We start from the raw sequence: 21141 nt of genomic DNA, 5'->3' as shown, positions 1-21141 counted from the left end.
AGGCCGCCTACCGGCTGCCGTGACCATGACCCTGTCCACCACCTCCACCTGTCAGCTTCAGCAGCGGGGCCGGCTCCGGCAAGCTCTTGGGATCCTCGCCCGGCTGCGCCACCTGGATCCAGCGGTGCACACCTTTTTCGCACTCCTGGATCACCGGGATGGGGATGACCTCGCCGGGCCGATCCGGCAGCTTGGCGCGGATGCTGAACTCATCCATGAGGTCATCGGGCAGCGAGCCGCCACTCCAGATCACTTCGGCAACCGTTTCGGTGATCATCTTCCCGTGGGACTCGTATGGGGTCTTCAGCGGCCTTTTGACCGTCTCGATGTTCCACAGAGGGTGCACCATCGGCTTCACGGAAACAAATCCCTCTGGGATCTGCACCCGCAAGCGCTTGGTTGGGGAGCCATCACATCCATGGGGTACGCGAAAGGTGAGCTTGGTGTAGCTGCCTGCCGGGGCTTCTTGGGGATGGACGGTAACATGAGCCCAGGCAGAAGAAAGAGGCAAAAAGCTCATACCCAAAGCCAGCAGAGATTTTCTGGCTAGAGCTAAGTAACTTTGCAGACCCATTTCCAATCTCCTTTTTTTCCAATTTCTTTAGTTTTCCAATTTCTTCAGGGATGGCGATGGGATCCGTGGGATTCGGTTACGCTCATGCTGTGCTGACCCCAACTGGAGAGGCCCATGGACACCAGGCCGGCGCTGGCCAGGCCCATCGACACCAGCCCAAAAGAGAGGGCGCCCATCGCCACCAGGCCAATGGAGAGAATGCCGTGGGTCACCACGCCTATGGCCACCACCCCGTGGGCGGAGATGCCGACGGCCACCAAACCATGCGCCCCCACACCAACCGACAAGATTTTGCGGCGGGATCCCTGTGCTCCACAGCCCTGCTCCTGCGGCACCGGGGCGACAGAATTTTTCGGAGCCAAGGTCAGATCTTGAGTCCTCTCCTGAGCCATCAGCCTTTGCTCCAGTTGTGCTCAGCCCGGTCGAGAACATAGGCGGCCACGGCTTCGATTTCTTCTGGTTTGAGGAGCTTGCCAAAAGCGGGCATGGCCCCTTTGCCGTTGCGCACCTGGGCTTGGATCAGCTCAGGGGTATCCACGTGGTACTCGTGCAGGGCAGCCAGGGAAAGGTTTTTCGCCGCCACCAGAGTGTTGCGACCGTTCAAGTGACAGCCCACACACTTGGCCTGAAAGACCTTGGCACCCAAAGCCAAATCCGGTTCCGCAGAAGCCACCTGCGGGCCCCAGAAGACGGCGGCGCCGACCAGCAAAAGGAGCAAGAAAAACTTGATGATCCGCATTTTCCTCTCAACAATCTGCAAAAAACCGCTCATGGAAAAATCCAGCTTTTGAAGCTAGACCATTATCTCCACTAGGTCAGGTTAGGTCAAAAGACAGCCTGTCAACTCCCCTGCAGGTACCATAGGGTGCAGGATCCCCAGGGCCATGAGCAGTCTGCCGCCGGAGTTCATCCAGTTGGTGCGCCAGAAGGCCGACATCGTCGAGGTGGTGGCCGAAAAGGTGGTGTTGCGCAAGCAGGGCAAGAATTTCGTCGGCCTCTGCCCTTTCCACAACGACCACAAGCCCAGCTTTCAGGTCAGCCCCAGCAAGCAGATCTACAAGTGCTTTGCCTGCGGGGCGGGGGGAGATGTCATCCGCTTTGTCAGCCAGATAGAGGGCCTTTCCTTTGCCGAGGCGGTGCGCCACCTGGCCCGCCGCTACCATGTGCCGGAGCCCAAGGAATCCCTCTCCCAGGACTACGAGCGCCAACTCTCCCACCGGGAAAAGCTGCTGGAGATTTTGGCCCTGGCTGCCGATTTCTATCGGCATGCTCTCCGCTCCCAGATAGGATCCGCCGCCCGCCAGTACCTGCACAGCCGCCACCTGAGCGAAGAGACCTTGCAAAAATTTCAAATCGGCTTTGCTCCCCCCGGCTGGCACTCGCTCTACGAGTACCTGGTCAACCAAAAGCGCCAGCCGGTCAAACTTCTAGAAGAAGCCGGCTTGCTGGCGCCGCGCCAGCAGGGATCCGGCCATTACGACCGCTTCCGCAACCGCATCATGCTGCCCATTTTCGATTTGCAGGGGCGGGTCATTGGCTTTGCCGGCAGAGCCCTGGGAGAGGAGCAGCCCAAGTACCTCAACTCCCCGGAAACGGAACTTTTCAACAAGGGCCAGGTGGTCTATGGTCTCAACTTTGCCCGCGAGGCCATTGCCAAAGCCGACCAAGTCTTGGTGGTGGAAGGCTATTTCGATGTCATCGCCCTGCACCAAGCCGGCATCGCCTATGCCGTAGCCGCGATGGGCACAGCCTTGACGCCGCACCAGGTCAAGACTCTGCTGCGCTATACCCAGTCCAAGCGGCTGATTCTCAACTTCGATGCCGACCGCGCTGGGTTGAATGCCGCCAAGCGGGCCATCGAGGCCATTGAAGAGCAGGCGCGGCGGGGGGAAATCGAGCTGCGCATCCTCACCCTTCCTGCCGGGAAAGATGCCGACGAGTTCCTGCGGCAGCACTCGGTCTCCGCATTTGAGGCCCTGCTGGCTCAGGCTCCCCTGTGGCTAGATTGGCAAATTGACCAGGTGCTGGCCGGTCGGGATCTCGCTCAAGGTGCCGATTTCCAACAGGCCTATCAGGCGCTGGTACAACTGCTGGCTGGTTTGGGCGGGCAATGGCGCTCTCTGTACACCCACAAAGTGGCGGAATTGCTCAGCCGGGGCAACGCTCGCCTCTGCCGCGATCTGGAAGAGGACCTGCGCCGGGCCGTGCGCCAGTACCGCTGGTCCAAACCCCGGCAACTTGCTGCCCCCAAGGGATGCAAACTTTTGCAATCGGAGTCCCACCTTCTGCAGATCTTTTTGCACTTTGCCGAGTACCGCCGCGAGATCCGCCAAACCTTGATGGAGCGGGAGCTGCAGTTTAGCTTCCGTCCCCACCGGGAGCTGTGGCAGCGGATCTTGGAGCTGCTCTCGGCCCAGCCGGAGCTGGAAGACCAGGGAGAGGGTCTCCTGACCGCCCTGCGCACCCTCTGCGCCCAAGACGAGGACCTCAACGAGCGCCTCAGCCACCTGCTCTGGCTGGACGAAAATACCCGCGTGGCCCTGATGCGTCCGCGCCTGGTGGTGCGGGCTGCCTTGGCCAACATGGAGTTGGAAATTCGCCAGAAGCGCTACCGCTACTGGACGCAGCTCTGGGATCAGGCCTTTTCCGAGGGCAACACCGCTCTGGCTGCCCAGTACCAGGCCAGCATTCAACAGGAATATCAGGCTATTCAGGCCTTGCAGCGCCAGGTGCAACTCAACCTGGAAGACCTGCTGGAGGCACCGCTGGCTGAAGACTAGGGGGGCTCTTCTCCCTAAGGGAGCGGGGCAGGGGGTGAGGGCCCAGCAAAGCGCGCTGGCGAGAGGCTGGGGAGCCACTCATCCTCTTGTCCATAGGCCTGCTGGGCAAAGCGGCGAGCCAGGGCCGGCAGGATGGCCAAAGGGCTGCTGAAGCCGGAGAAGAGCTGCAGCCCTTCCCAGCCGGGCAGGGATCCCACCAAAGGCTGGTGATCGGCGCTGAAGGCCACCAAGCAGTGATACCACCGCCCAGGCAGGCGGGCCACCTGAGGCAGGTAGCGACCGGCCTGTTCCCGGATCTGGGCTTCGCTGGCAGCGGCATCTACCTCGGCCATGGGATCCGTCAGCACCCGACTAATCTGCCCCAGGCGAAGTCTGCCGTCGAGAAACTGCACGATCCCGACATCCAGGATGGGCGGGCAGAGCTCCTGTCCCGGCTGGTCCCAGAGGGGATCCCGGTCGGGGCGGCCAGCTTGCCGCTCCAGCTCCAAACGCTGCACGGGCGCGCCCATGACGATGGCTCTCAACCGCACCTCCGCAGGATCCAGCTCCAGGGATTCGGCGTGGGTGAAGTAGATAGGAGCCCAGATCCCGGCCTGGCGCAACAAAGCCCGTGTCCAGCCGCCGGCGCACACCACCACCTGAGCCGCTCCGCAGAAGTCGGTATCCGTCTCCACGCCCGTAATGCGCCGGCCCTGGCGCCGCAAGGCCCTTACGGTTTGCAAGAGCAGGGATCCCCCTAGGCGTTGGAAAGCCTTCTGAAAAGCCAGCGTCGTCAACCAGGGGTGGATGTGGCCATGCCGCGCCCAGAGTACACCCTCGAGGGCGGCAGGGTTTAAAAGCGGCTCTAGCTCACAGGCCGCCTCTACAGAAATTCGCTGCGGTGGGATGCGACAGTCGGCCAGATCGGCTTCCACTGCCTCCATCCTGTAGCCAGGGGCAACGGGCATGAGCAGATCCAGCTCGCGAAATTGAAGATCCGCCTCCAGCTCCTCTGACAGGGTGCGGTAGCGCTGGATCCCTTCTTCCCCCAAGGCTTTGAGCAGGGGGGTTTTCCCGGCCCAATGGGCCAGGCCACCGTAGCTGTAGCGAGTGGCACTGGACGGCAGCGCTTCCTTCTCAACGAGGAGAACGGATCCCCCCTGGCGGGCCAGCTCGTAGCTCAAGGCTGCCCCCGTGATCCCGCCGCCGACGACGATCCAGTCGTAGTTGGCCATGCTGCGGCCCTGAAACCTATCTTGCGGCAGAGTGGCTCTTTCAGGGTAGCAAGCACAGCAGAACCTAAGCCGTGGCGGATACCAGCTGAGGCGGAACCCACAGAGAGCCTCCCTGAGTCCTGATCGAGTGTTCCCGCCGAAGTCGAATGGCGTTCTCTGGCGTTCATCGTGATCGATAGCGTAGCAAGGGTGAAGATATGAACGAACTACTGCAAACCATCAACCGCAGTCTTCTAGAGATGGCGTTCGGGCCGTGCGGCGCCTGGCGGGATCCGCAGCCAACCGGTGGATCCCCAGCCCTTCCCTACAAATGCTGCTGGTGCAAGTCAGCCAAGTGGGTGCTTGGGTGGCAGGGATCCTGGCAGCCAGCGTGGTGGCTTTCCCAGATCTGCGCCTGGGAGATCTGATCGGGCTGTTGGGGTTAGGGTCGGTGGCCATCGGTTTTGCTTTTCAAGATATTTTCAAGAACTTCCTGGCGGGCGTGCTGCTGCTTTTGAACGAGCCTTTTCAACTCAATGACCAGATTGTCGTCGGGGATTTTGAAGGTACAGTTGAGGAAATCAGCATTCGCTCCACCCAGATTCGCACCTACCAAGGAGAACGGGTGGTGATCCCCACCAGCCCGATCACGGTCTTAACCGATCGCCCCTTTCGCCGCACCGATCTGGAGATTGGCCTCGACTACAACACACCCCTGCCCAAAGCCTTGGAGGTGCTGCTGGAGGCGATGCAAGGCGTGGAGGGAGTGCTGGCGGAGCCCCCTTTGAGCTGGACATCGTCGGCTTTGGCGACAGCTCCATCGATTTTGTGGTGCGCTACTGGACTCGGCCTCGCAAGGCGGAGGTGCGCCGCGTCCGCACTCAGGTGATATCGCCCTCAAGCAGGCCTGTGACCGGGCCGGATTGGTCATTCCCTACCCGATTCGCACGGTGTACCTGTTCGACCAGCAGGATTTTCAGGATCACCTCCCCACTTCCAGAGCCGCCTAGGGATAGCGGGCCGGCAGCATTTGGAACCGGCTCTCCCCCAGCAACACCGCCTTGGGGTTGGGATAGGTATCTTGCAAAAGGGCGCAGGCACTCCCCGCCCTCCGGCTACTGCCTGCCAGCAGGCAAGAGTCTCATCCGTAGAGGAGCCGCTCCACCGCTGCCACAATATCTGCCGGCTGCACAATGGTGGCCGCTTCTAGCGTGCCGTTGTAGGGGGTGGGAATGTCTTGGGAGGCCAGGCGCACTACGGGCGCGTCCAGCTCGTCGAAGAGTTCTTCCATGATGCGGGCCGTCAGCTCTGCCCCAATGCCGCCCGTTTTCATGTCTTCTTCCACGATGACCACCCGGTGGGTTTTGCGCACCGAAGCAGCAATCGTCTCCATATCGAGGGGCTTGAGGGAGATCAAGTCGATCACTTCCGGATCGATCTCCTGCTCCAGCAGGGTGTCCACGGCCTTAAGCACGTGGTGGCGCATGCGCGAGTAGGTGAGGATGGTAACGTCAGATCCCGTGCGGACAACTTCCGCCTTGTCCAGGGGCAAGAGGTACTCCTCCTCCGGCAGGTCTTCTTTGAGGTTGTAGAGGAGCACATGCTCGAAAAAGAGAACGGGGTTGTCGTCGCGGATGGCCGACTTGAGCAGACCCTTGGCGTTGTAAGGGGTGGAACAGGCGACGATCTTCAGACCCGGCACTGCCTGAAAGTAAGCCTCCAGCCGCTGCGAGTGCTCGGCTCCCAATTGGCGTCCCACCCCGCCTGGCCCGCGGATCACCAGCGGGATCTTGAAGTTGCCGCCGGACGTGTAGCGCAGCATGCCGGCATTGTTGGCAATTTGGTTAAAGGCCAGGAGCAAAAAGCCCATGTTCATCCCTTCCACCACAGGCCGCAAGCCGGTCATGGCTGCCCCGATGGCCAAGCCGGTGAAGCTGTTTTCGCAAATGGGGGTATCCAGGAGGCGCATCTCCCCGTATTTGCGATATAGGTCTTTGGTGACTTTGTAGGAGCCGCCGTAGTGGCCCACATCCTCTCCCAGAACAAACACATTGGGATCCCTGGCCATCTCTTCGTCGAGGGCGGCACGCAAGGCATTGTAAAGGAAGGTCTCGGCCATAGAGGGCAACCGCTGCTCAAAAATGTTGCTAAGTTTCCATTAAACCATTTTGCCGGCAGGGATCCGCTGGCAGACAACCCGCTGGGCAGGGCACCTCGCCCCTAGGGATCCCAACCCCGGTCATGTTGCCAAAAGCACACCAAAACGGTATCAGCAGCTCTGCGAGCGCCTCGCCAAAACCCGCAAAGGCCGATTCTTTCGTTGACCCGCTCGATGCCTTGCGCCACAAGGCTTTCAGGCCTCTCACCCCCCCTCTTCGGGGCCCTTTTTTGCCGTTCCCCCTTCGGGGGGATCCCTAGAAATTGGAAACATTGAGGAGCTACCAAGCCTTCTACCATATCAGCAGGATGTTCCCCCTTCGGGGGGATCCCTAGAAATTGGAAACCTCTTCTTGAAGTGCGGGATGTATATGTACTGGACGGTAAGTTCCCCCTTCGGGGGGATCCCTAGAAATTGGAAACCTGAGTCCTTGGTTTATTCGTGGCGGCCGTGTCGAGTTCCCCCTTCGGGGGGATCCCTAGAAATTGGAAACTATTAGTGCGAAAAATAGGATGCTGCTCTGTCTTATACTTAATGTTCCCCCTTCGGGGGGATCCCTAGAAATTGGAAACGTAAAGACTGTTAGTAACCAGTCGCTTGCGAACGAATCGGGTTCCCCCTTCGGGGGGATCCCTAGAAATTGGAAACTGTAGTACAGGGGTGTGTGGGTGATCCCGCCAGAAGTTCCCCCTTCGGGGGGATCCCTAGAAATTGGAAACGGCAGGATGTAGCCCAGTCAGGACTGGGTATACCATCAGTTCCCCCTTCGGGGGGATCCCTAGAAATTGGAAACAATCTTGAATGTGTTCATACGGACTCCTTTGTTTAGAGTTCCCCCTTCGGGGGGATCCCTAGAAATTGGAAACCGCTCACGCTTTTGCGCTTTGCGCAGCTCAGTAATGCTGTTCCCCCTTCGGGGGGATCCCTAGAAATTGGAAACTGTAAACATCTGCTCTAGTTAAGGAAGTTGTTAAAAAAGGGTTCCCCCTTCGGGGGGATCCCTAGAAATTGGAAACAGTAGAAGCGCTTACCGCCTACATCCCGCACTATGAGGTTCCCCCTTCGGGGGGATCCCTAGAAATTGGAAACGCTCCGAAATGTACCACCCACCGTATGCCCAGATACAGTTCCCCCTTCGGGGGGATCCCTAGAAATTGGAAACGTTTATCCAGTGAATCTGTTTCGATAGACCCAGCAAAGTTCCCCCTTCGGGGGGATCCCTAGAAATTGGAAACCCTTGCGCAACTGCGAAATAGTAACTGTAGTACCCTTGGGAGTTCCCCCTTCGGGGGGATCCCTAGAAATTGGAAACATTACTATGAACGCCAAGTTCTTGCGAAAGTTAGTTGTTTGCTTGTTCCCCCTTCGGGGGATCCCTAGAAATTGGAAACTTCTCCAGCCGCTTATTCTGGAACCACGTAACTCCATTGTTCCCCCTTCGGGGGGATCCCTAGAAATTGGACTAGAAATAGAAAATGAGCTTGCTGCTGCCGAAGCTAGCCCTGACATTGGGAGATCCGGCGGGGATTGGGCCAGAGATTGTGCTCAAGGCGCTGGCGGATCCCCAGGTGCAGGCCTGCGCCCAGATAACGGTGGTGGGCGAGCGGCAGGTTTTGGAAGCTACCTACTGCCTTCTGCGCCAGCGAGGGGCAACCGACCTGGCCGACCCGGCAGGGATCCCGGTGCTGGAGGGCGGCAGCGGCTTCTACCTAGAGCCGTCGCGCGTGGGCCGGGGGGATGTCGCAAGCGGGGCGGCCAGCTTTGCCTACCTGAAAACAGCTATTGAAGAAGCGCTGCGGGGCCAGTTCCAGGGGATCGTGACCGCTCCCATTGCCAAATACCTCTGGCACCAGGCGGGCTACCCCTTCCCTGGCCAAACAGAAGTTCTGGCCCAGCTCAGCGGGAGCGAGCGCTACGGCATGCTGTTTGTGGCCCGTTCTCCCCACAGCGGCTGGCAGATCCGGGTTTTGCTGGCCACCACCCACATCCCCCTGAGCCAGGTGCCCCTCACCCTTACCCCGGAGCTGGTGCGCGCGAAGTTGGACTTGCTGGTTGGATCCCTGCGTAAGCTCTTTGGGATTGTCAATCCGGTGATTGCTGTGGCTGGCCTTAACCCCCATGCTGGCGAGCAGGGGCAGCTTGGGCAGGAAGAGAAAACGTGGCTGGCGGAGCTGCTAAGAACCTATCCCCACGCCAAAATCTGGGGGCCGCTTCCCCCCGATACCATGTGGCTAGCGCCCGCCCAGGCCTGGTATGGTCAAGGAGCTCCTGCTGTGGCCGATGCCTACCTGGCTCTCTACCACGACCAAGGCCTGATCCCCGTGAAGCTGCTGGCGTTTGACCGGGCCGTCAACCTAACCCTGGGGCTGCCCTTTATTCGCACCTCCCCCGACCACGGCACTGCCTTTGACCTAGCCGGGCAGGGGGTAGCCCGCGCCGAGAGCCTCAAGCAGGCCATCCTGCTAGCAGCCGAGCTGGCCCTCAGCTCTGCCGCAGCGTCTCGATCCCTTCAGGCCCAGCGATAATGGCCTCCGTGGCCATGCCGATAAACAGGCCGTGCTCCACCACCCCCACCGTTCCCTTGAGCTGCTCGGCCAGCTTGGCCGGATTGGCGATGGGGCCAAACTGGCAGTCGAGGATGTAGTGCTGCTCGTCGGTGAGGTAGGGATCCCCCTCGGCAGTGCGCCGCAGCACCGCCTGACAGCCCAGGGCCTCCACCCGCGCTAGGGTCGTCTTCCAGCCAAAGCGCACCACCTCCACCGGCACCGGGAAGCGGGTGCCCAGGTGGGCCACCTTTTTGGAGGCATCGGCGATGATGATGAGCTCAGCAGCGCTGGCCTCCACCAGTTTCTCCCGCAGCAGAGCTCCCCCTGCCCCCTTGATGAGGTTGAGGGATCCCACTTCGATTTCGTCGGCTCCATCGATGGCAAGATCTAGGCGCGGCTGCTCCTCCAGCGTGGCCAGCGGGATCCCTAGAGAGCGGGCCTGTTCTGCCGTGCGCTCGGAAGTGGGCACCCCAATGAACTGCAGCCCCTCCTTTTGCATGCGCTGGGCTAGGGCGCCCACAGCAAAGGCGGCTGTGGATCCCGTGCCCAGCCCCACCACCATGCCCGACTGCACCTTTTGGGCCGCCGCTTGGGCTGCCGCCTGTTTCAGCTCATCTGCACTGGCCATCTCGCCTTTCCGAAGTTCAACCGAATTATTCTACCGTCCGCTCCAGCTAAAGCCTGCTGGCGCCTCCACCACCTGGCCAAAGAGATCGTAGGGCTCGGCCCGCGTAATCTGCACCGGCACCAGGGATCCCAGGGATCCCGGCCCGCGCACATACACCACCCCGTCCACCTCAGGGGCAAAGCGGGGGGAACGGCCAATCCACTCGCCGGTGCGGGGGTTTTCCTGCTCCAAAAGCACAGGCACCACCTGCCCCACCTGCTCGCGGTTGCGGCGGAAGGCGATCCCTTGCTGCAGTTGCATTAGGCGGGCGCGGCGCTCTTCCTTGAGGGGCTCCGGCACCTGCTGGGGCAGATGGTAGGCGGGCGTGCCCTCTTCCGGGGAAAAGGTGAACACCCCCACATGGTCAAATTGGTGGCGCTGGACAAACTCCAAAAGATGCTGGAAGTGCTCCTCCGTCTCGCCGGGAAAGCCGACGATAAAGCTGGTGCGCAGGACAGCCTTGGGCAGGGCCTGGCGCAGCCGTTCGATGAGCCGGTCGTTAACCTGGCCCTGCCAGGGGCGGTTCATGGCCTTGAGGATCGCTGGGTGGCTGTGCTGCAGCGGCAGATCCAGATAGAGCAAGAAATTGGGCGTCTCCTGAATGGCCTCCACCACCGCCGGCGTAATGCCCGTGGGGTAGGCATAGAGCATGCGGATCCAGGGGATGGGGATCTGGCCCAGAGCGCGGATAAGCTCGGCCAGCCGCGGCTCCCCGTAGAGGTCGAGCCCGTAGTTGGTGGTGATCTGGGAAATGAGGATTAGCTCCTGCACCCCTTCTGCAGCCAGTTGTTCTGCTTCCCGCAGAATGGACTCGATGGGGCGGGAGCGTTGCTTTCCCCGCAGGTGGGGGATGATGCAGAAGGAGCAGCGGTAATCACACCCTTCCGCCACCCGCAGGTAGGCCACCGGGGCATGGGTGGTGCGATAGCGGGGGACGGTCTCGTCGGCAATGTAATCTAAGCTCGAGGTAACGGCGTTAACCCGCTCTCCCCGCTCTGCCCGCTGGATAACCTGGACAATCTGGTGGTAGTCGCCGGTGCCGACGATGGCCACCGCCTCGGGGATCTCCCGCAGCAGCTCCTCTTGGAAGTGCTGCGCCAGGCAACCAGCGATGATGATCTTCTTGCCCTGCACCGCCAGCTCCATCAGGGTGCTGACCGACTCCCGCCGCGCCGCTTCGATGAAGCTGCAGGTGTTGACGATGACGTAGTCGGCGCTGTCTTCGTCGCCCTCCACCCGGTAGCCTGCCTGGGCCAGCAGGCCCAGCATGTGCTCGGTGTCCACCCGGTTTTTCTCACAGCCCAGGTGCAAAACGGCAACAGCCGGCGCTTCCTTGAGGGAAGAGGTAGACAAAGCGGTTTCTAACCAGTTCATAGCCCCAGGAGAGGACGCGCAAATGGCGACAAGAGCTGAGAAGATTAAAGCCTTCTTATTCTAGTTCTAGTTGGGTTTTGCTTTTAAAGGCGGGGAAGAGAACCGTCTATCTTGTCTAACTCGCTGCCAACCCGCTCAATCGGGATAGCCCCCAAAGTTAACCAAAACCAAGCCAACAGCCACTGCCAGCGCCAGCCCGGTGGCCGCCCAACTGCAGGGATCCCCGCCAGCCGCTGGCGGCACCAAGGGCGCCCGCCCGTAGCCCCGCAGGCGCAGCGCCTGGTAAACTCGCTGCGAACGTTCGTAGCTGCGAACCAACAAAGTGCCCACGGCAGCAGCCAGAAAGGGCAGGTCTTGCCGCCAAGTTGGCCCAGGCTGCCACAGGGATCCCCGCGGTCGCCAGCCCCTCAGCCGCGCGGCCCGCTGCATCCGCTGCCACTGGCTGCCCACTTCCTGCAAATAGCGCTGGGTTAGCCAGGCCAGTTCCAGGAGGAGGTCGGGGATCCCCAAAGCCCCTAGGGCTGCCAACAGGGCCGGCAGAGGGGTGGTCTCCCCCAGCAGCATTGCCAGGGCCAACAGCGCCAGGCTGCGCCCGCCAAGGCAAAGCGCCCTCTCCAGCCCCTCCCAGCGCAAAGCCAAGGAGCCCCACTGCCAGAGGAAGGTCTCCCCAACGGCAAAAGGCAAGAAGAGGACGAAGGCTATCAACAAAACTCCTGGGGCGGCCAGCCGTCTTAGCCCTCGGCGCAGGGGCAAGCCGGAGAGCGCCCAAAGAAGAGCCACCAACACCCAAACTAGGGGTAGCAAGGCCAAGCGCTGCACCTGGGCAAAAGCCGCCATCAATGCCAGTAGGCCAACCACCTTGGGCAGAGGCCGCCAGCGGTGGAGCCAAGGGGAGGAAAAACTCCTGGAGGCGAGAGGCGGGCAGGGCAGATTAGCCTTAGAGCTTTTCATCCTCCCCCAAAAGCTGCGGCTGTACCCGCTGCAAGAACAGCACCACCCAACGGGTAAACAGCCCCTCCACCCCTGCCAGCGGCAGGTGGGCAGCTACCAAACTGGTCAGAGCCAGGTGCTCTGCCGAGGTGGAAGGGATCCCCTCCCTGCGCAGCGCCGCCAGCACCACGCCGTAAAACAGCAGCGCCGCCAGCACCACCCCCACCGCTCCCGCCCAAAAAGCGGCCCAGCCCGTGCCCAACCAGCGCCGGCTTGCCCGGAAGATCCCTCCTGCCAGAAGCGCCGGGATCCCCATAATGGCGGCGTTGATCCCCAGGGTGGTCAACCCCCCATGCCCAAAAGCCACCGCCTGAAAAAACAGGCCCACCACAATTGCCGGGTAGGCCAAGGCCCCCAGCATCACGCCCATCAGCCCATTGAGCAGCAGGTGCAGGCTGGCCGGGGGAAAAGGCAGGTGAAGGGAGGAGGCGACAAAAAAGGCCGCCGTGAGCAGCGCTGCCTTGGGGAGCTGGCGGCGGGGATCCTTTTCCAACCGCTGGAGGAGGTGTAGGCTCCAACCCGTAAGCAGGGCAGTGATGCCATAACCCCCCAGCCAAAGCGGTGCTGGCAAAAGGCCCTCGCTGATGTGCATGGCTAGTCTTGGCTCAAAGCGGCAGCATCCACTGGGGAGTCGGGGAGTTCTGGGCCTTGGAAGGGGCGGGGCCGGGAAAAAAACAGGGCCGTGCCCAAACAGCCCCAGATAACACAGGCAGCCATAACCCCCCGCTGCAGGGGGCCAAAGCCAGGGGAGGAGGGGCTGGGGATCCCTTCTGCCTGCATACCCTCCTCGCCCACCGGCACGTTCACCACCCCGCCGTGGCCGGCCTGGCGAATGCGCACCTGCCACAGTCCCTTAAGCTCAGGATCCGGCTGCAGCCAAAACCGGCCCTCTCCGTCTGTCTCTCCCTCCTGCCAGGGGAGAGTGGGATTGGTGGGCGCAAACACCGTAACTCGGGCAAAACGCATCGGCTCGCCGGAATCGTAGCGGGCCTGGATCTCAAAGGTGGGAACAGCCCGCCAAGAGGCCTCCACCCCATGGCCCCAAGCCGGCGGAGATAGGAGCAGGCCCAAGGCCAACCAGCTCAGTTGCCAGGAAGGGGAAAAAGGGATGCGCTTTGGCCAGACTGAGTTCATCGGTCAGCAAAAGACAGAGGACACCCTTCGATCTCAAAAGCCACCCAGGCCTAAAACCTAAGGCAAGGATCCCGTCCCGCCGAGGCCGCCAGAGGAGGCGCGGCAGTGGCCCTCTCCCACGTGCCCCAAGCTCTGCAGGCTCTGCAAGACGGCCTGGGCCCTAGGGGATCCCTCCTGCAGGCTGCCCCAGTCCACCTCCAGCGGCTGGGATCCCGCCTTTAGCCCTTGCTCGAGGGAGACTGGGTCGACTGGGTCCAACTTCGCAAGGGAGGCAAACCCCAGCGCCGCTGAGTTGAGGTCGTCCTTGGGAGGCAGGCTGCCATTCCCAAACAGGTGGTCGAAGTGGAAAGTCGCCTCCAGATCCGCCACCTGGCCTGCCCGGACAAAGCCCTTGCGCGTCTCCCCCACGTACTCGCCGCAGACAAAAGCCAGCTCGGGGCTGAACTTGAGCACAAAGGGGATCGCCTCTCCCTCCCCTTCTGCCGGTCGAGCTCTGCCCTCGATCCAGAGGGAGTAGCCCTTTGCTGGCCCCTCCGCTGCCGGCACTAGGCGCCAGGCCAGGGCGTTGTAGTGCCCAGGGGGGGCTTCCAGGGATCCCAGCAGGGCTCGCTCCGGCACCAAATCCACCGTAAGAGGCCCTGTCAGGCTGACCAAGGCCTTGGCCTGGAGCTCGCCTTCCCCTTGCGGATCAAAAGGGGGATCCGTCTGGTAGGCCGTAATGTCCGCCAGCGTCACGTACACATGCTCAAACTGCAACGCCCAGCCCTCTTTGGAGACCAGCCCCTCCCGCAGGAACGCTTCGCCGTTGGCCCACAGCTCCAGCGTGCCCGTAGCCGAGGCAGAGATCGCCTGCCCATCCCTGGCTGGCCCCGGCTCGACAGGCGGGCGACAAGCCGTCATGCCGGCTCCTAGACCCAGGGCCACCAGAACCATCCCTTTGGCCAGGGGTCGCAGCAATGACCACTGAAACCAAGACACCAGGTGCTGCCACCAGTGTAAGAACTCCCTCCCGCTAGCGCGCCTGCCCCTCCCGACAGCGGCTGGCGGTACTGTCCCAGCCAACCACAAGCTCTCGCCAACCTACAATCCCCCACCGGGGCATCTTGCTACTCTTGCGCCAGGTTGCCGGCCCGCACCCAACCTTCCTGCCCGTTCTGGCGCCGGATGCGCTGCCAGCGGCCATCGGCGCTGTACTCCAACACCGTCACCACCTCATTCATGGGCAGGCCACCAATGTAAGCCCCTTCCCGGTCGGGAGTGGCCCGTAGCGCCAGGCCAATCGGCTCGATCACCCGCCCCTGCGCACCTGGGGCAATGCTTGTTGCTGCGGGGGGCCGAGTCGGCAAAGGAGTGGACTCTGGTGTGGATTCGACCGCAGGCGTTGCAGCAGTTGTGGCTGAAGCAACCGCTGCCCCACCCTCCACGGGGCCCAAATTGCCGGCCCGCACCCAGCCTTCCTGGCCGTTTAGCTCCCGCCGCACCCGCTGCCAGCGGCCATCAGCGCTGTACTCCAGCACCGTCACCGTTTCCCCCGCCACAATTCCCCCTTGGTAGGCTCCGTCAGCAGAAGGCTGGCTGCGAATGGCTAGACCTATGGGCTCGATTACCCGCCCGCGGCTGCCGGGGGGAAAGGCCTCAGGGTCGATGGTGCCCGCCGCCGGCAAGGACTCCGTCCCACTGACGCGAACAGAGGGGGAGGAAGGCAAACTTGTCGGGCTGGGTAAGGGATCCACACGCACCGCGCGAGGAAACTGAGGCGCCGCAGGAGGAGCCAGCAGGGGGGCAATGAACCGCCACGCCTGCCAACCCAGAGCAGCCAAGACCCCAACCGAGAGGCTCAGTGCCATTAAGGTGCCGAAGGGAAAACCGCTGGCAGCAGGAGAAGAACGGCCTCGCATTGGGTAGTTAGCCATCCAAAACTCAGCTCCCAAAAGCCGGAGACGAAAGCAAAGGGCTTTGCCAACGCTTGCAAGTACCAGAGCATCTCTGGTACTTCTAGTTTCGCCTCTGTGTACTGCCTTGGGAAGCCACCTACCCAGGGGCAACGCTGTCTGGAGCAAATCAGTAGCAAGTTTAGTTTCTACTTAGTGAACATATTCTCCCAGTCGGTGGTGAGAACCTCGTGGCCAAATGTCCACCCGGCCAGGAGCAAGGGCAAGGCCAAGCCCAGGAAGCCGAAGAAACTGATGACCTGGGCAATTTGTCGCTGGGCCCTTTTCTTTTTCGGGTCGGGGATGTAATTAGCAGCTACTGTGAGCTTTGAGCAAAAGGCCACCACCACCGCCCCCACCGGTCCCAAAACCAGCGAAGGCCACAGCCAATCCGCTACCTGCGCATACTCGTAGGCCCGGGTAAACGGCATGATGACAAAACAGGCCAGCTCCAGGATCCCCCAGGTGAAGAGGGCCAACTGGATATCTTTGCGAAAGACTTCGTTGGGATTGTACATAGGCTTCTGGGATAAACCGGCGTGCAACTTTAAGGTTTGGCCTGCAAGTACAGAAGTGGCGAGGTTTTTGAATGGGCTTCTCTCTGCGGGCAAGAAGCTGCTGCGCGAATCCCTTTTACCTTACCCTTTCCCTTTCCTCCGGACAACCCAGTAGAATGAATAATGCCTGAGATTCTTGGGTTAGCCTCCCTTGATTTACCCAGAGAAAGAGGGTTCCAGAAAGGCCAAGCTCCTGGTGCAATCCAATGGGTAATGTAAAAACCTGAAGCTATCTGTTGTAGTCTGGATGGGCTGCCCTCTCCTGCCCAGGCGCAAAATGCGTTTGCCCTGCGGGCAGGGCTTTTCTACAACTCTGCCTCGTGCTGACTGTGAGAGCGTCAAGCTGCCATGTTACGCATCCTCATCATCGATGACGATCCCAGCATTTGCGCGCTGCTCAAGCGGTATTTGCAGCGGCAGGGGTACTCAGTCGAGGTAGCGACGACGGGGGCCGAGGGCCTCCAGCAGTTGCGCGCTTTTCAGCCAGGCTTGGTGATTTTGGATCTGAATTTGCCGGATGTGAGCGGCTACGACCTTTGCCAGCAGATGCAAAAAGAGACCGGCGTGTATGTGTTGATGTTAACCAGCCGAGTGAATCCTGCCGACAAGCTGCAAGGATTTCAGCTAGGCGCAGATGACTACCTGACCAAACCCTTCAGCCTGCCGGAGTTACAGGCGCGGGTACAGGCTATCCTGCGCCGAGGGCGGACGAGAACGGAAACAGGCAGCGCGCCGGTTTTGACTTTTCCCTCCTTGGTGATCGACCCGACCACCCGAGAAGTTATCCGTGACCGTCGCCCGATTAACCTGACCGCTCTAGAGTTTGATTTGCTCTACGCCATGGCTCGACACCCAGGACGGGTGTGGCGACGGTCTGAGCTGATTCAAGAGGTGTGGGATTTTAACCACGAGGGAGATGAACGGGTGGTCGATGTCCACATCGGCCAAATTCGCAAGAAGCTGGAAACCGATACCAGCCAACCGGAGCTGATCCGCACCGTGCGCGGAGTTGGCTACAAGTTCGAGCCCCCCACTCCAAAGGAGGGATGGGGAGAGGAAAAACCGTAACCTCCCTCTTTCCGAAGGAGAGAGGTTGAGGCTGAGGGCGCGCTAATCCAGGCGACGGCCCGTCAAGCGTACAAAAATATCTTCTAAGTTGGCAGGGCGCACCATCAGGCCGGTTTTGTCGGGTTCCGCTTCCAACTGCCGCTGGGCCTCCGCCAAGCTGGGGAAAAAGGTGTAGCTCACCTCCTGGCCAGGGCGGGAGCGCACCAGCAGGGCTTCTCCGTACTTGGCCCGCAACTGGTCGGTGCTGCCCAGCTCGATTAGCTTCCCGCCGTCCATGATGCCGATGCGGTCACACAGCTCCTCGGCCTCTTCCATGTAGTGGGTGGTAATCAGCAAGGTCATCCCCTGCCGGTTCAGATCCCGCAGGATCTCCCACAGCAGCCGCCGCGCCTGGGGATCCAACCCAACGGTTGGCTCGTCCAAAAACAAAATTTGAGGCCGGTGCAACAGCGCCCTGGCCACCTGGAGGCGCCGCTTCATGCCGCCGGAGAGGGTCTTCACTTTGTCGTGCCGCCGGTCGGCCAGCTTCACGTACTCCAGCCACTCGTCGATGCGCTGCTGCCGCTCCGGGTTGGGGATGTGGTGCATGCGCCCATGGAACTCCAGGTTTTCCCAAACCGTCAGCTCTGCTTCCAGGGTGATGGGCTGCAACACCACGCCGATCTGCCGCCGCACCGCCAAGGGATCCCGCACCACGTCGTAGCCCCCCACTTGGATGGATCCCTGGCTGGGTCGCGTGAGGCTAGTGAGCATGCGGATGGTGGTGGATTTGCCGGCGCCGTTGGGCCCCAGCAGGGCAAATACCTCCCCCTGCGGGATCCGCAGGCTCAAGTCCTGAACCGCCACCTGCTGCCCAAAACGCTTCCACACCCCCTGCATTTCCACCGCCACCGTCTTGGTTTGGGGCAAGGTTGGGGCCGTCGAAAGAGCTGTCACAGTCCGCTCCGGTAAAGTGTAAAGAAATCTTTATTCTCTAGCATACGCCAGCCGTGTCAGCAAGCTGCAGGTCTTATCAGGGATCCCTGCCCTTGGCAGTAGTTTATGCTATCCCTTCAAGTCTTCCGTGGCTGTGATCTCGTTCCCTGTGTTTTTTCTCTAAGCTCTGCAAAATAGTATACATTGCACCTGAAGAGTGAGTTGCGTCCGCAGGGCAGGGCATGAGCGTACAGCAGATAGAGGAAGTTGTGCTAAATGGCTAGTGCTGTATTTGTACTTATGGGTAACAATAGAGACACAAGCTTGAGCGGTCTGGCTGTCAGACTGGGGCTTTCTTCTCAGTGAAGCGACCTCCCTCAGCGCCCACCGATAACCTCTACTAACCAATGTAAGGAAAATGCAGAGCAAAGACCGGTTCGACCAAATTGACTTCCGGCTGGATCGCCTGGTTGGGGCTGTGTTGACCTTGGCCGAGACCGTCAGCTTCGTCAAGGATGACCTGACCCATCTGAAAGCCATTGTTCAACAACAGGTGCTGATATCCCAGGAGCAGAGCACTTGGCTGGGAGAGTTAAAGGCAATATGTCAACAGCAAGCCGATACAGCTCGTCGCCAATCTGAGACGATTGAGCGGATCATCGCCCATCTCCTGCCCGCTCAGGATCCCAAGTCTTGAAGGATCAGAGGGCAACCTGGGGGCATGCCACAATGGCAGCAGAGCTGAGGTTTTCCACCGTTGGAGTGCCAGGTTGCAGCAGCAGGACAGGGTTCTGTTGAGGCTGAGGAGCTGCTTGCTTTCTTTCGTTGCCGACGCTTGCCTTACCTGGATCGCTTTGGCCCTCAAGAGGCCAAGTTGCCGCCGGACAACCTGCTGGAGCAATGGCGGCGGGATCGCCAAGCCCTGGCAGCCGCTGTGTTTGAGCGATTCCCCGGAGAACGGGTTGCGCCGGGCAATGAAGCTCTCTTGGCAGCCATGGCCGACGGGGCGGAGCGGATCTACGGCGGACGGATTGCCGCAGAGCTGTTTTGGCAACCGCAGGAAGATCTCAACTGTACTGCTGAGGCAGAGCTGTTGCAGCTTGCTTCTGAACCTGTCCCTCACTCCTCCTCTCCAAGGGATCCCATCCCTGCCCCAGAAGACTGCGAGATGGTGCCCGCTCTTGCGTTGCCGCCTGAAGCTGTTCCAGAGAGACGTTCAGTTTGGGTGAGCAGCTCCCTGGATCTGCTAATTCGGGATCCCGCTCTCGTTGGCAGAAGTCGCCACGCCGCCCGATCCTCTTACCTGCCGGTTCATATTCGTATCGGCAAACGCCCCAAACCGGAATACGAATTGGTGCTGGCTTTGCAGGCAGAGTTGCTCGGATCCCTGCAGGGAAACGTTCCCAAGCGGGGCATTTTGATCCTGAAAGATGGGAAGTGGCACCCCGTCCACCTGAGCCGCCGACGAGCACAGGTGCGGCAATTGCTGCAGGAGTACCTGCACTCCCTCAACCAGCCGGAACCACCGCAGGTGTTCATGGCCCGCAGCCGCTGCCATCTTTGCCACTGGCGGGAGCACTGTCGGCAGTTGAACGCCGCCGCTCAACCCCTCAGCCTGCTGCCGGGCGTAACCGGATCCCGCTATCCCCTTTTGCAGGAGGCAGGGATCCATTCGATTGAGGCTTTAGCTAACGCTCGCCTGGAGATGCTCCAGGCTATCCCCAAGCTGGGAGCCGGCGTGGCCCTGCAACTGCAGCTTCAAGCCCGTGCCACCCTCAGCCGCAAGCCCCTCTGGCTGCAATCCCCGCCTCAGGCTCTGCCGACAGCGCCCGTGGAGCTGTACTTCGATATCGAGGCGGATCCCCGCCACAACGTCGCTTACCTACTGGGCTTGCTCGTGGTAGAACAAGCAGAGGAGAACAAGGTTGTCAACTACTACAGTTGCCTAGCTGCTGAGCCGCGAGAGGAAGGGCAAGCCTGGCAACAATTCCTACAGCTAGTTCAACGCTACCCTGAGGCCCCCATCTATCATTTTCACAGCTTTGAAGTACAGACTTGTCGGCGACTGGGGGAGCAGCACCAAACGGATCCCCGAGAGGTGCGGCAACTGCTGAAGCGCTTTGTAGATTTGCACATCTGGGTTCAGCGCTCGGTAGTGCTACCCATCGAGAGCTACTCCCTGAAAAACATCGCTCGCTGGCTGGGGTTTAAGTGGCAACTACCCGAGGGCAGTGGAGCCCACTCCATCTACTGGTACAGCCAGTGGCTGGAAACACGAGATCGCCGCTATTTGGAGCAGTCGCTCATCTACAACGAGGACGACTGCCGGGCTACCTATTGCCTTAAAAACTGGCTAAGCCAAGGTTCGGTTCTTGCCCCCGTCGACGGCCCAAGCCCAGATACTTGGGCCGGACATTGATCGAACCAGCACCATCTCGGTGGAATCGAAATCTGCCTCTCCTCATTTTGCTAACGAAAGATGCTGATCTCAAGCGCATGCTCTTGCAAAAGCCTATTGACCCAGATGCTATCTTTAAGATTCTCAACGAGCAACTAGATTATGCCAAAAATGAAGCCTCAAATCTCGAGAGAAAAAGGATTTTAGTTGTGGATGACAACAAGTCATTCGTCCTTGCGCTGAGAGAACCACTGGATCCCTGGAGACTTGACCTGTACTCCCTCTCGATCCCAAAAGACTTTTGGGAGCAGCTTAATCAAATAATGTCGGAATTAAACGACCGAGATTGGAGCAAGATCCCGATACTCTTCCTAATCGCCCACCCAGACCCTCACACACTCGAACAAGTCTTTCAAGCGGGAGAGGATGACTTCGTTGGTAAACCCATCGTCGGTCCAGAGCTGATCACGCCCATCTTCAACCATCTGGAACGCACAGAACTCTTACGGCGAGCTCAAGGGAGAAACTTCCCGTAAGTTTTACCCCCAGATGAAAATTAACCCCCCTTGTATTGGGGGGTTGGTGTGGAGAGATGAGCCTGGCACCGAGCTAGGTTACCGGAGGGTCACCCCTCAAGTAGGTTCGCCGCTGATGCGTTTCACGTCCGAGTTCGGGATGGGGTCGGCGTGGTTCCACATCGCCATAGGCACCAGGCAAAGGGAAAAACACCTTGAAAGCTGCACAGCAAGAGAAGGCAGAACACCCCTGCAGTTGGGTCAAGCAGACGGTCTATTAGGACTCCTCGGCTGCATGCATTGCTGCACTTCCACCTAGAGCCTATTACCGGGTCGTCTTC

At 60.5% G+C, this 21141-nt stretch carries 21 protein-coding genes, 2 rRNA genes and 1 CRISPR repeat array (1 of these 24 cut by a window edge); of the genes, 7 read left to right on the top strand and 16 right to left on the bottom strand.

All coding sequences use genetic code 11. The features are described 5' to 3' along the window. Positions 1-7: 7 nt before the first annotated feature. The 3 genes from CYA_RS10970 to CYA_RS10960 form a co-directional block, all read right to left on the bottom strand. A complete protein-coding gene (locus CYA_RS10970; protein ID WP_228375296.1) occupies positions 8-520 on the bottom strand; it encodes a YcnI family protein in 513 nt (170 codons plus the stop codon). A 98-nt stretch (positions 521-618) separates the two neighbouring features. Next, entirely contained in the window at positions 619-936 is a 318-nt protein-coding gene (locus CYA_RS10965; protein WP_228375294.1) for a hypothetical protein, read from the bottom strand. A gap of 29 nt (positions 937-965) precedes the next feature. Beyond that, positions 966-1313: a c-type cytochrome gene (locus CYA_RS10960; protein ID WP_011431130.1), complete on the bottom strand. Its 348-nt coding sequence runs from the start codon at positions 1311-1313 to the stop codon at positions 966-968. Between the two features lie 145 nt (positions 1314-1458). On the opposite strand from CYA_RS10960, the gene dnaG reads away from it, so the two are divergent. Continuing rightward, complete coding sequence (gene dnaG, locus CYA_RS10955; RefSeq protein WP_011431129.1) at positions 1459-3354, top strand: DNA primase; 1896 nt, start codon at positions 1459-1461, stop codon at positions 3352-3354. A gap of 14 nt (positions 3355-3368) precedes the next feature. Here dnaG and CYA_RS10950 read toward each other — a convergent pair whose 3' ends face one another. Then, on the bottom strand, positions 3369-4568 hold the full coding sequence (locus CYA_RS10950) for an NAD(P)/FAD-dependent oxidoreductase (protein ID WP_011431128.1): 1200 nt from the start codon (positions 4566-4568) through the stop codon (positions 3369-3371). 253 nt (positions 4569-4821) lie between these two features. Here CYA_RS10950 and CYA_RS10945 point away from each other — a divergent pair, with 253 nt between their 5' ends. Continuing rightward, positions 4822-5436, top strand: coding sequence for a mechanosensitive ion channel domain-containing protein (locus CYA_RS10945; RefSeq protein ID WP_049749784.1), 615 nt, complete (start codon positions 4822-4824; stop codon positions 5434-5436). A gap of 252 nt (positions 5437-5688) precedes the next feature. Here CYA_RS10945 and CYA_RS10940 read toward each other — a convergent pair whose 3' ends face one another. Further along, positions 5689-6666, bottom strand: a complete 978-nt coding sequence (locus tag CYA_RS10940; RefSeq protein WP_011431127.1) for an alpha-ketoacid dehydrogenase subunit beta — start codon at positions 6664-6666, stop codon at positions 5689-5691. A gap of 274 nt (positions 6667-6940) precedes the next feature. Further along, positions 6941-8170: direct repeats of the CRISPR family, unit length 36 nt; unit sequence GTTCCCCCTTCGGGGGGATCCCTAGAAATTGGAAAC. Positions 8171-8180: 10 nt separating this feature from the next. On the opposite strand from CYA_RS10940, the gene pdxA reads away from it, so the two are divergent. Continuing rightward, positions 8181-9230, top strand: a complete 1050-nt coding sequence (pdxA, locus tag CYA_RS10935; protein WP_011431126.1) for a 4-hydroxythreonine-4-phosphate dehydrogenase PdxA — start codon at positions 8181-8183, stop codon at positions 9228-9230. Here pdxA and rpiA read toward each other — a convergent pair. The 8 genes from rpiA to CYA_RS10895 form a co-directional block, all read right to left on the bottom strand. Beyond that, positions 9187-9879, bottom strand: a complete 693-nt coding sequence (gene rpiA, locus CYA_RS10930) for a ribose-5-phosphate isomerase RpiA (RefSeq protein ID WP_011431125.1) — start codon at positions 9877-9879, stop codon at positions 9187-9189. The genes pdxA and rpiA overlap by 44 nt on opposite strands. Before the next feature lie 30 nt (positions 9880-9909). Beyond that, positions 9910-11292, bottom strand: coding sequence for a 30S ribosomal protein S12 methylthiotransferase RimO (gene rimO / locus CYA_RS10925; RefSeq protein ID WP_049749783.1), 1383 nt, complete (start codon positions 11290-11292; stop codon positions 9910-9912). 135 nt (positions 11293-11427) lie between these two features. Further along, complete coding sequence (gene cbiQ / locus CYA_RS10920; RefSeq protein WP_011431123.1) at positions 11428-12243, bottom strand: cobalt ECF transporter T component CbiQ; 816 nt, start codon at positions 12241-12243, stop codon at positions 11428-11430. Next, positions 12230-12874, bottom strand: coding sequence for a cobalt transporter CbiM (gene cbiM / locus CYA_RS10915; protein WP_011431122.1), 645 nt, complete (start codon positions 12872-12874; stop codon positions 12230-12232). The genes cbiQ and cbiM overlap by 14 nt, the downstream gene beginning before the upstream one ends. A 2-nt stretch (positions 12875-12876) precedes the next feature. Next, entirely contained in the window at positions 12877-13416 is a 540-nt protein-coding gene (locus CYA_RS10910) for a hypothetical protein (protein WP_011431121.1), read from the bottom strand. A 57-nt stretch (positions 13417-13473) separates the two neighbouring features. Beyond that, complete coding sequence (locus CYA_RS10905) at positions 13474-14394, bottom strand: DUF4382 domain-containing protein (protein WP_228375292.1); 921 nt, start codon at positions 14392-14394, stop codon at positions 13474-13476. A 128-nt stretch (positions 14395-14522) separates the two neighbouring features. Further along, on the bottom strand, positions 14523-15329 hold the full coding sequence (locus CYA_RS10900; RefSeq protein ID WP_011431119.1) for an SH3 domain-containing protein: 807 nt from the start codon (positions 15327-15329) through the stop codon (positions 14523-14525). Between the two features lie 167 nt (positions 15330-15496). Beyond that, on the bottom strand, positions 15497-15865 hold the full coding sequence (locus CYA_RS10895) for a hypothetical protein (protein ID WP_099812877.1): 369 nt from the start codon (positions 15863-15865) through the stop codon (positions 15497-15499). A 387-nt stretch (positions 15866-16252) separates the two neighbouring features. Between CYA_RS10895 and CYA_RS10890 the strand changes: the two genes are divergently transcribed. After that, a complete protein-coding gene (locus tag CYA_RS10890; RefSeq protein WP_011431117.1) occupies positions 16253-16972 on the top strand; it encodes a response regulator transcription factor in 720 nt (239 codons plus the stop codon). A 42-nt stretch (positions 16973-17014) separates the two neighbouring features. Here CYA_RS10890 and CYA_RS10885 read toward each other — a convergent pair whose 3' ends face one another. Then, entirely contained in the window at positions 17015-17863 is an 849-nt protein-coding gene (locus CYA_RS10885) for an ABC transporter ATP-binding protein (RefSeq protein WP_011431116.1), read from the bottom strand. Between the two features lie 442 nt (positions 17864-18305). On the opposite strand from CYA_RS10885, the gene CYA_RS10880 reads away from it, so the two are divergent. From CYA_RS10880 to CYA_RS10870, 3 genes are read left to right on the top strand one after another with little or no spacing between them, the layout of a single operon-like run. Next, a complete protein-coding gene (locus CYA_RS10880) occupies positions 18306-18584 on the top strand; it encodes a hypothetical protein (RefSeq protein WP_011431115.1) in 279 nt (92 codons plus the stop codon). A gap of 60 nt (positions 18585-18644) precedes the next feature. Further along, positions 18645-20306, top strand: coding sequence for a TM0106 family RecB-like putative nuclease (locus CYA_RS10875; RefSeq protein ID WP_228375290.1), 1662 nt, complete (start codon positions 18645-18647; stop codon positions 20304-20306). A gap of 47 nt (positions 20307-20353) precedes the next feature. Continuing rightward, on the top strand, positions 20354-20821 hold the full coding sequence (locus CYA_RS10870; RefSeq protein WP_148203208.1) for a response regulator: 468 nt from the start codon (positions 20354-20356) through the stop codon (positions 20819-20821). Between the two features lie 60 nt (positions 20822-20881). Here CYA_RS10870 and rrf read toward each other — a convergent pair. Together rrf and CYA_RS10860 are read right to left on the bottom strand one after the other, a co-directional pair. Continuing rightward, positions 20882-20999 (bottom strand): 5S ribosomal RNA (gene rrf, locus CYA_RS10865). Positions 21000-21057: 58 nt separating this feature from the next. Next, positions 21058-21141: ribosomal RNA gene (locus CYA_RS10860) — 23S ribosomal RNA — on the bottom strand (it continues 2725 nt past the right edge of the window).

Origin of the sequence: Synechococcus sp. JA-3-3Ab, from assembly GCF_000013205.1 — a bacterium.
Classification (GTDB): Bacteria; Cyanobacteriota; Cyanobacteriia; order Thermostichales; family Thermostichaceae; genus Thermostichus.
This window is presented reverse-complemented; position numbering and strand designations above follow the sequence as displayed.

What these genes read in the sequence shown, in the direction of transcription:
- CYA_RS10940 (WP_011431127.1), bottom strand. Translation starts at nt 6,666, where the DNA reads ATGGCCGAGACCTTCCTTTACAATGCCTTGCGTGCCGCCCTCGACGAA.
- rpiA (WP_011431125.1), bottom strand. Translation starts at nt 9,879, where the DNA reads ATGGCCAGTGCAGATGAGCTGAAACAGGCGGCAGCCCAAGCGGCGGCC.
- CYA_RS10970 (WP_228375296.1), bottom strand. Translation starts at nt 520, where the DNA reads ATGAGCTTTTTGCCTCTTTCTTCTGCCTGGGCTCATGTTACCGTCCAT.
- CYA_RS10880 (WP_011431115.1), top strand. Translation starts at nt 18,306, where the DNA reads ATGCAGAGCAAAGACCGGTTCGACCAAATTGACTTCCGGCTGGATCGC.
- pdxA (WP_011431126.1), top strand. Translation starts at nt 8,181, where the DNA reads ATGAGCTTGCTGCTGCCGAAGCTAGCCCTGACATTGGGAGATCCGGCG.
- CYA_RS10895 (WP_099812877.1), bottom strand. Translation starts at nt 15,865, where the DNA reads ATGTACAATCCCAACGAAGTCTTTCGCAAAGATATCCAGTTGGCCCTC.
- dnaG (WP_011431129.1), top strand. Translation starts at nt 1,459, where the DNA reads ATGAGCAGTCTGCCGCCGGAGTTCATCCAGTTGGTGCGCCAGAAGGCC.
- CYA_RS10950 (WP_011431128.1), bottom strand. Translation starts at nt 4,568, where the DNA reads ATGGCCAACTACGACTGGATCGTCGTCGGCGGCGGGATCACGGGGGCA.
- CYA_RS10900 (WP_011431119.1), bottom strand. Translation starts at nt 15,329, where the DNA reads ATGGCTAACTACCCAATGCGAGGCCGTTCTTCTCCTGCTGCCAGCGGT.
- rimO (WP_049749783.1), bottom strand. Translation starts at nt 11,292, where the DNA reads ATGAACTGGTTAGAAACCGCTTTGTCTACCTCTTCCCTCAAGGAAGCG.
- CYA_RS10960 (WP_011431130.1), bottom strand. Translation starts at nt 1,313, where the DNA reads ATGCGGATCATCAAGTTTTTCTTGCTCCTTTTGCTGGTCGGCGCCGCC.
- cbiM (WP_011431122.1), bottom strand. Translation starts at nt 12,874, where the DNA reads ATGCACATCAGCGAGGGCCTTTTGCCAGCACCGCTTTGGCTGGGGGGT.
- CYA_RS10890 (WP_011431117.1), top strand. Translation starts at nt 16,253, where the DNA reads ATGTTACGCATCCTCATCATCGATGACGATCCCAGCATTTGCGCGCTG.
- CYA_RS10910 (WP_011431121.1), bottom strand. Translation starts at nt 13,416, where the DNA reads ATGAACTCAGTCTGGCCAAAGCGCATCCCTTTTTCCCCTTCCTGGCAA.
- cbiQ (WP_011431123.1), bottom strand. Translation starts at nt 12,243, where the DNA reads ATGAAAAGCTCTAAGGCTAATCTGCCCTGCCCGCCTCTCGCCTCCAGG.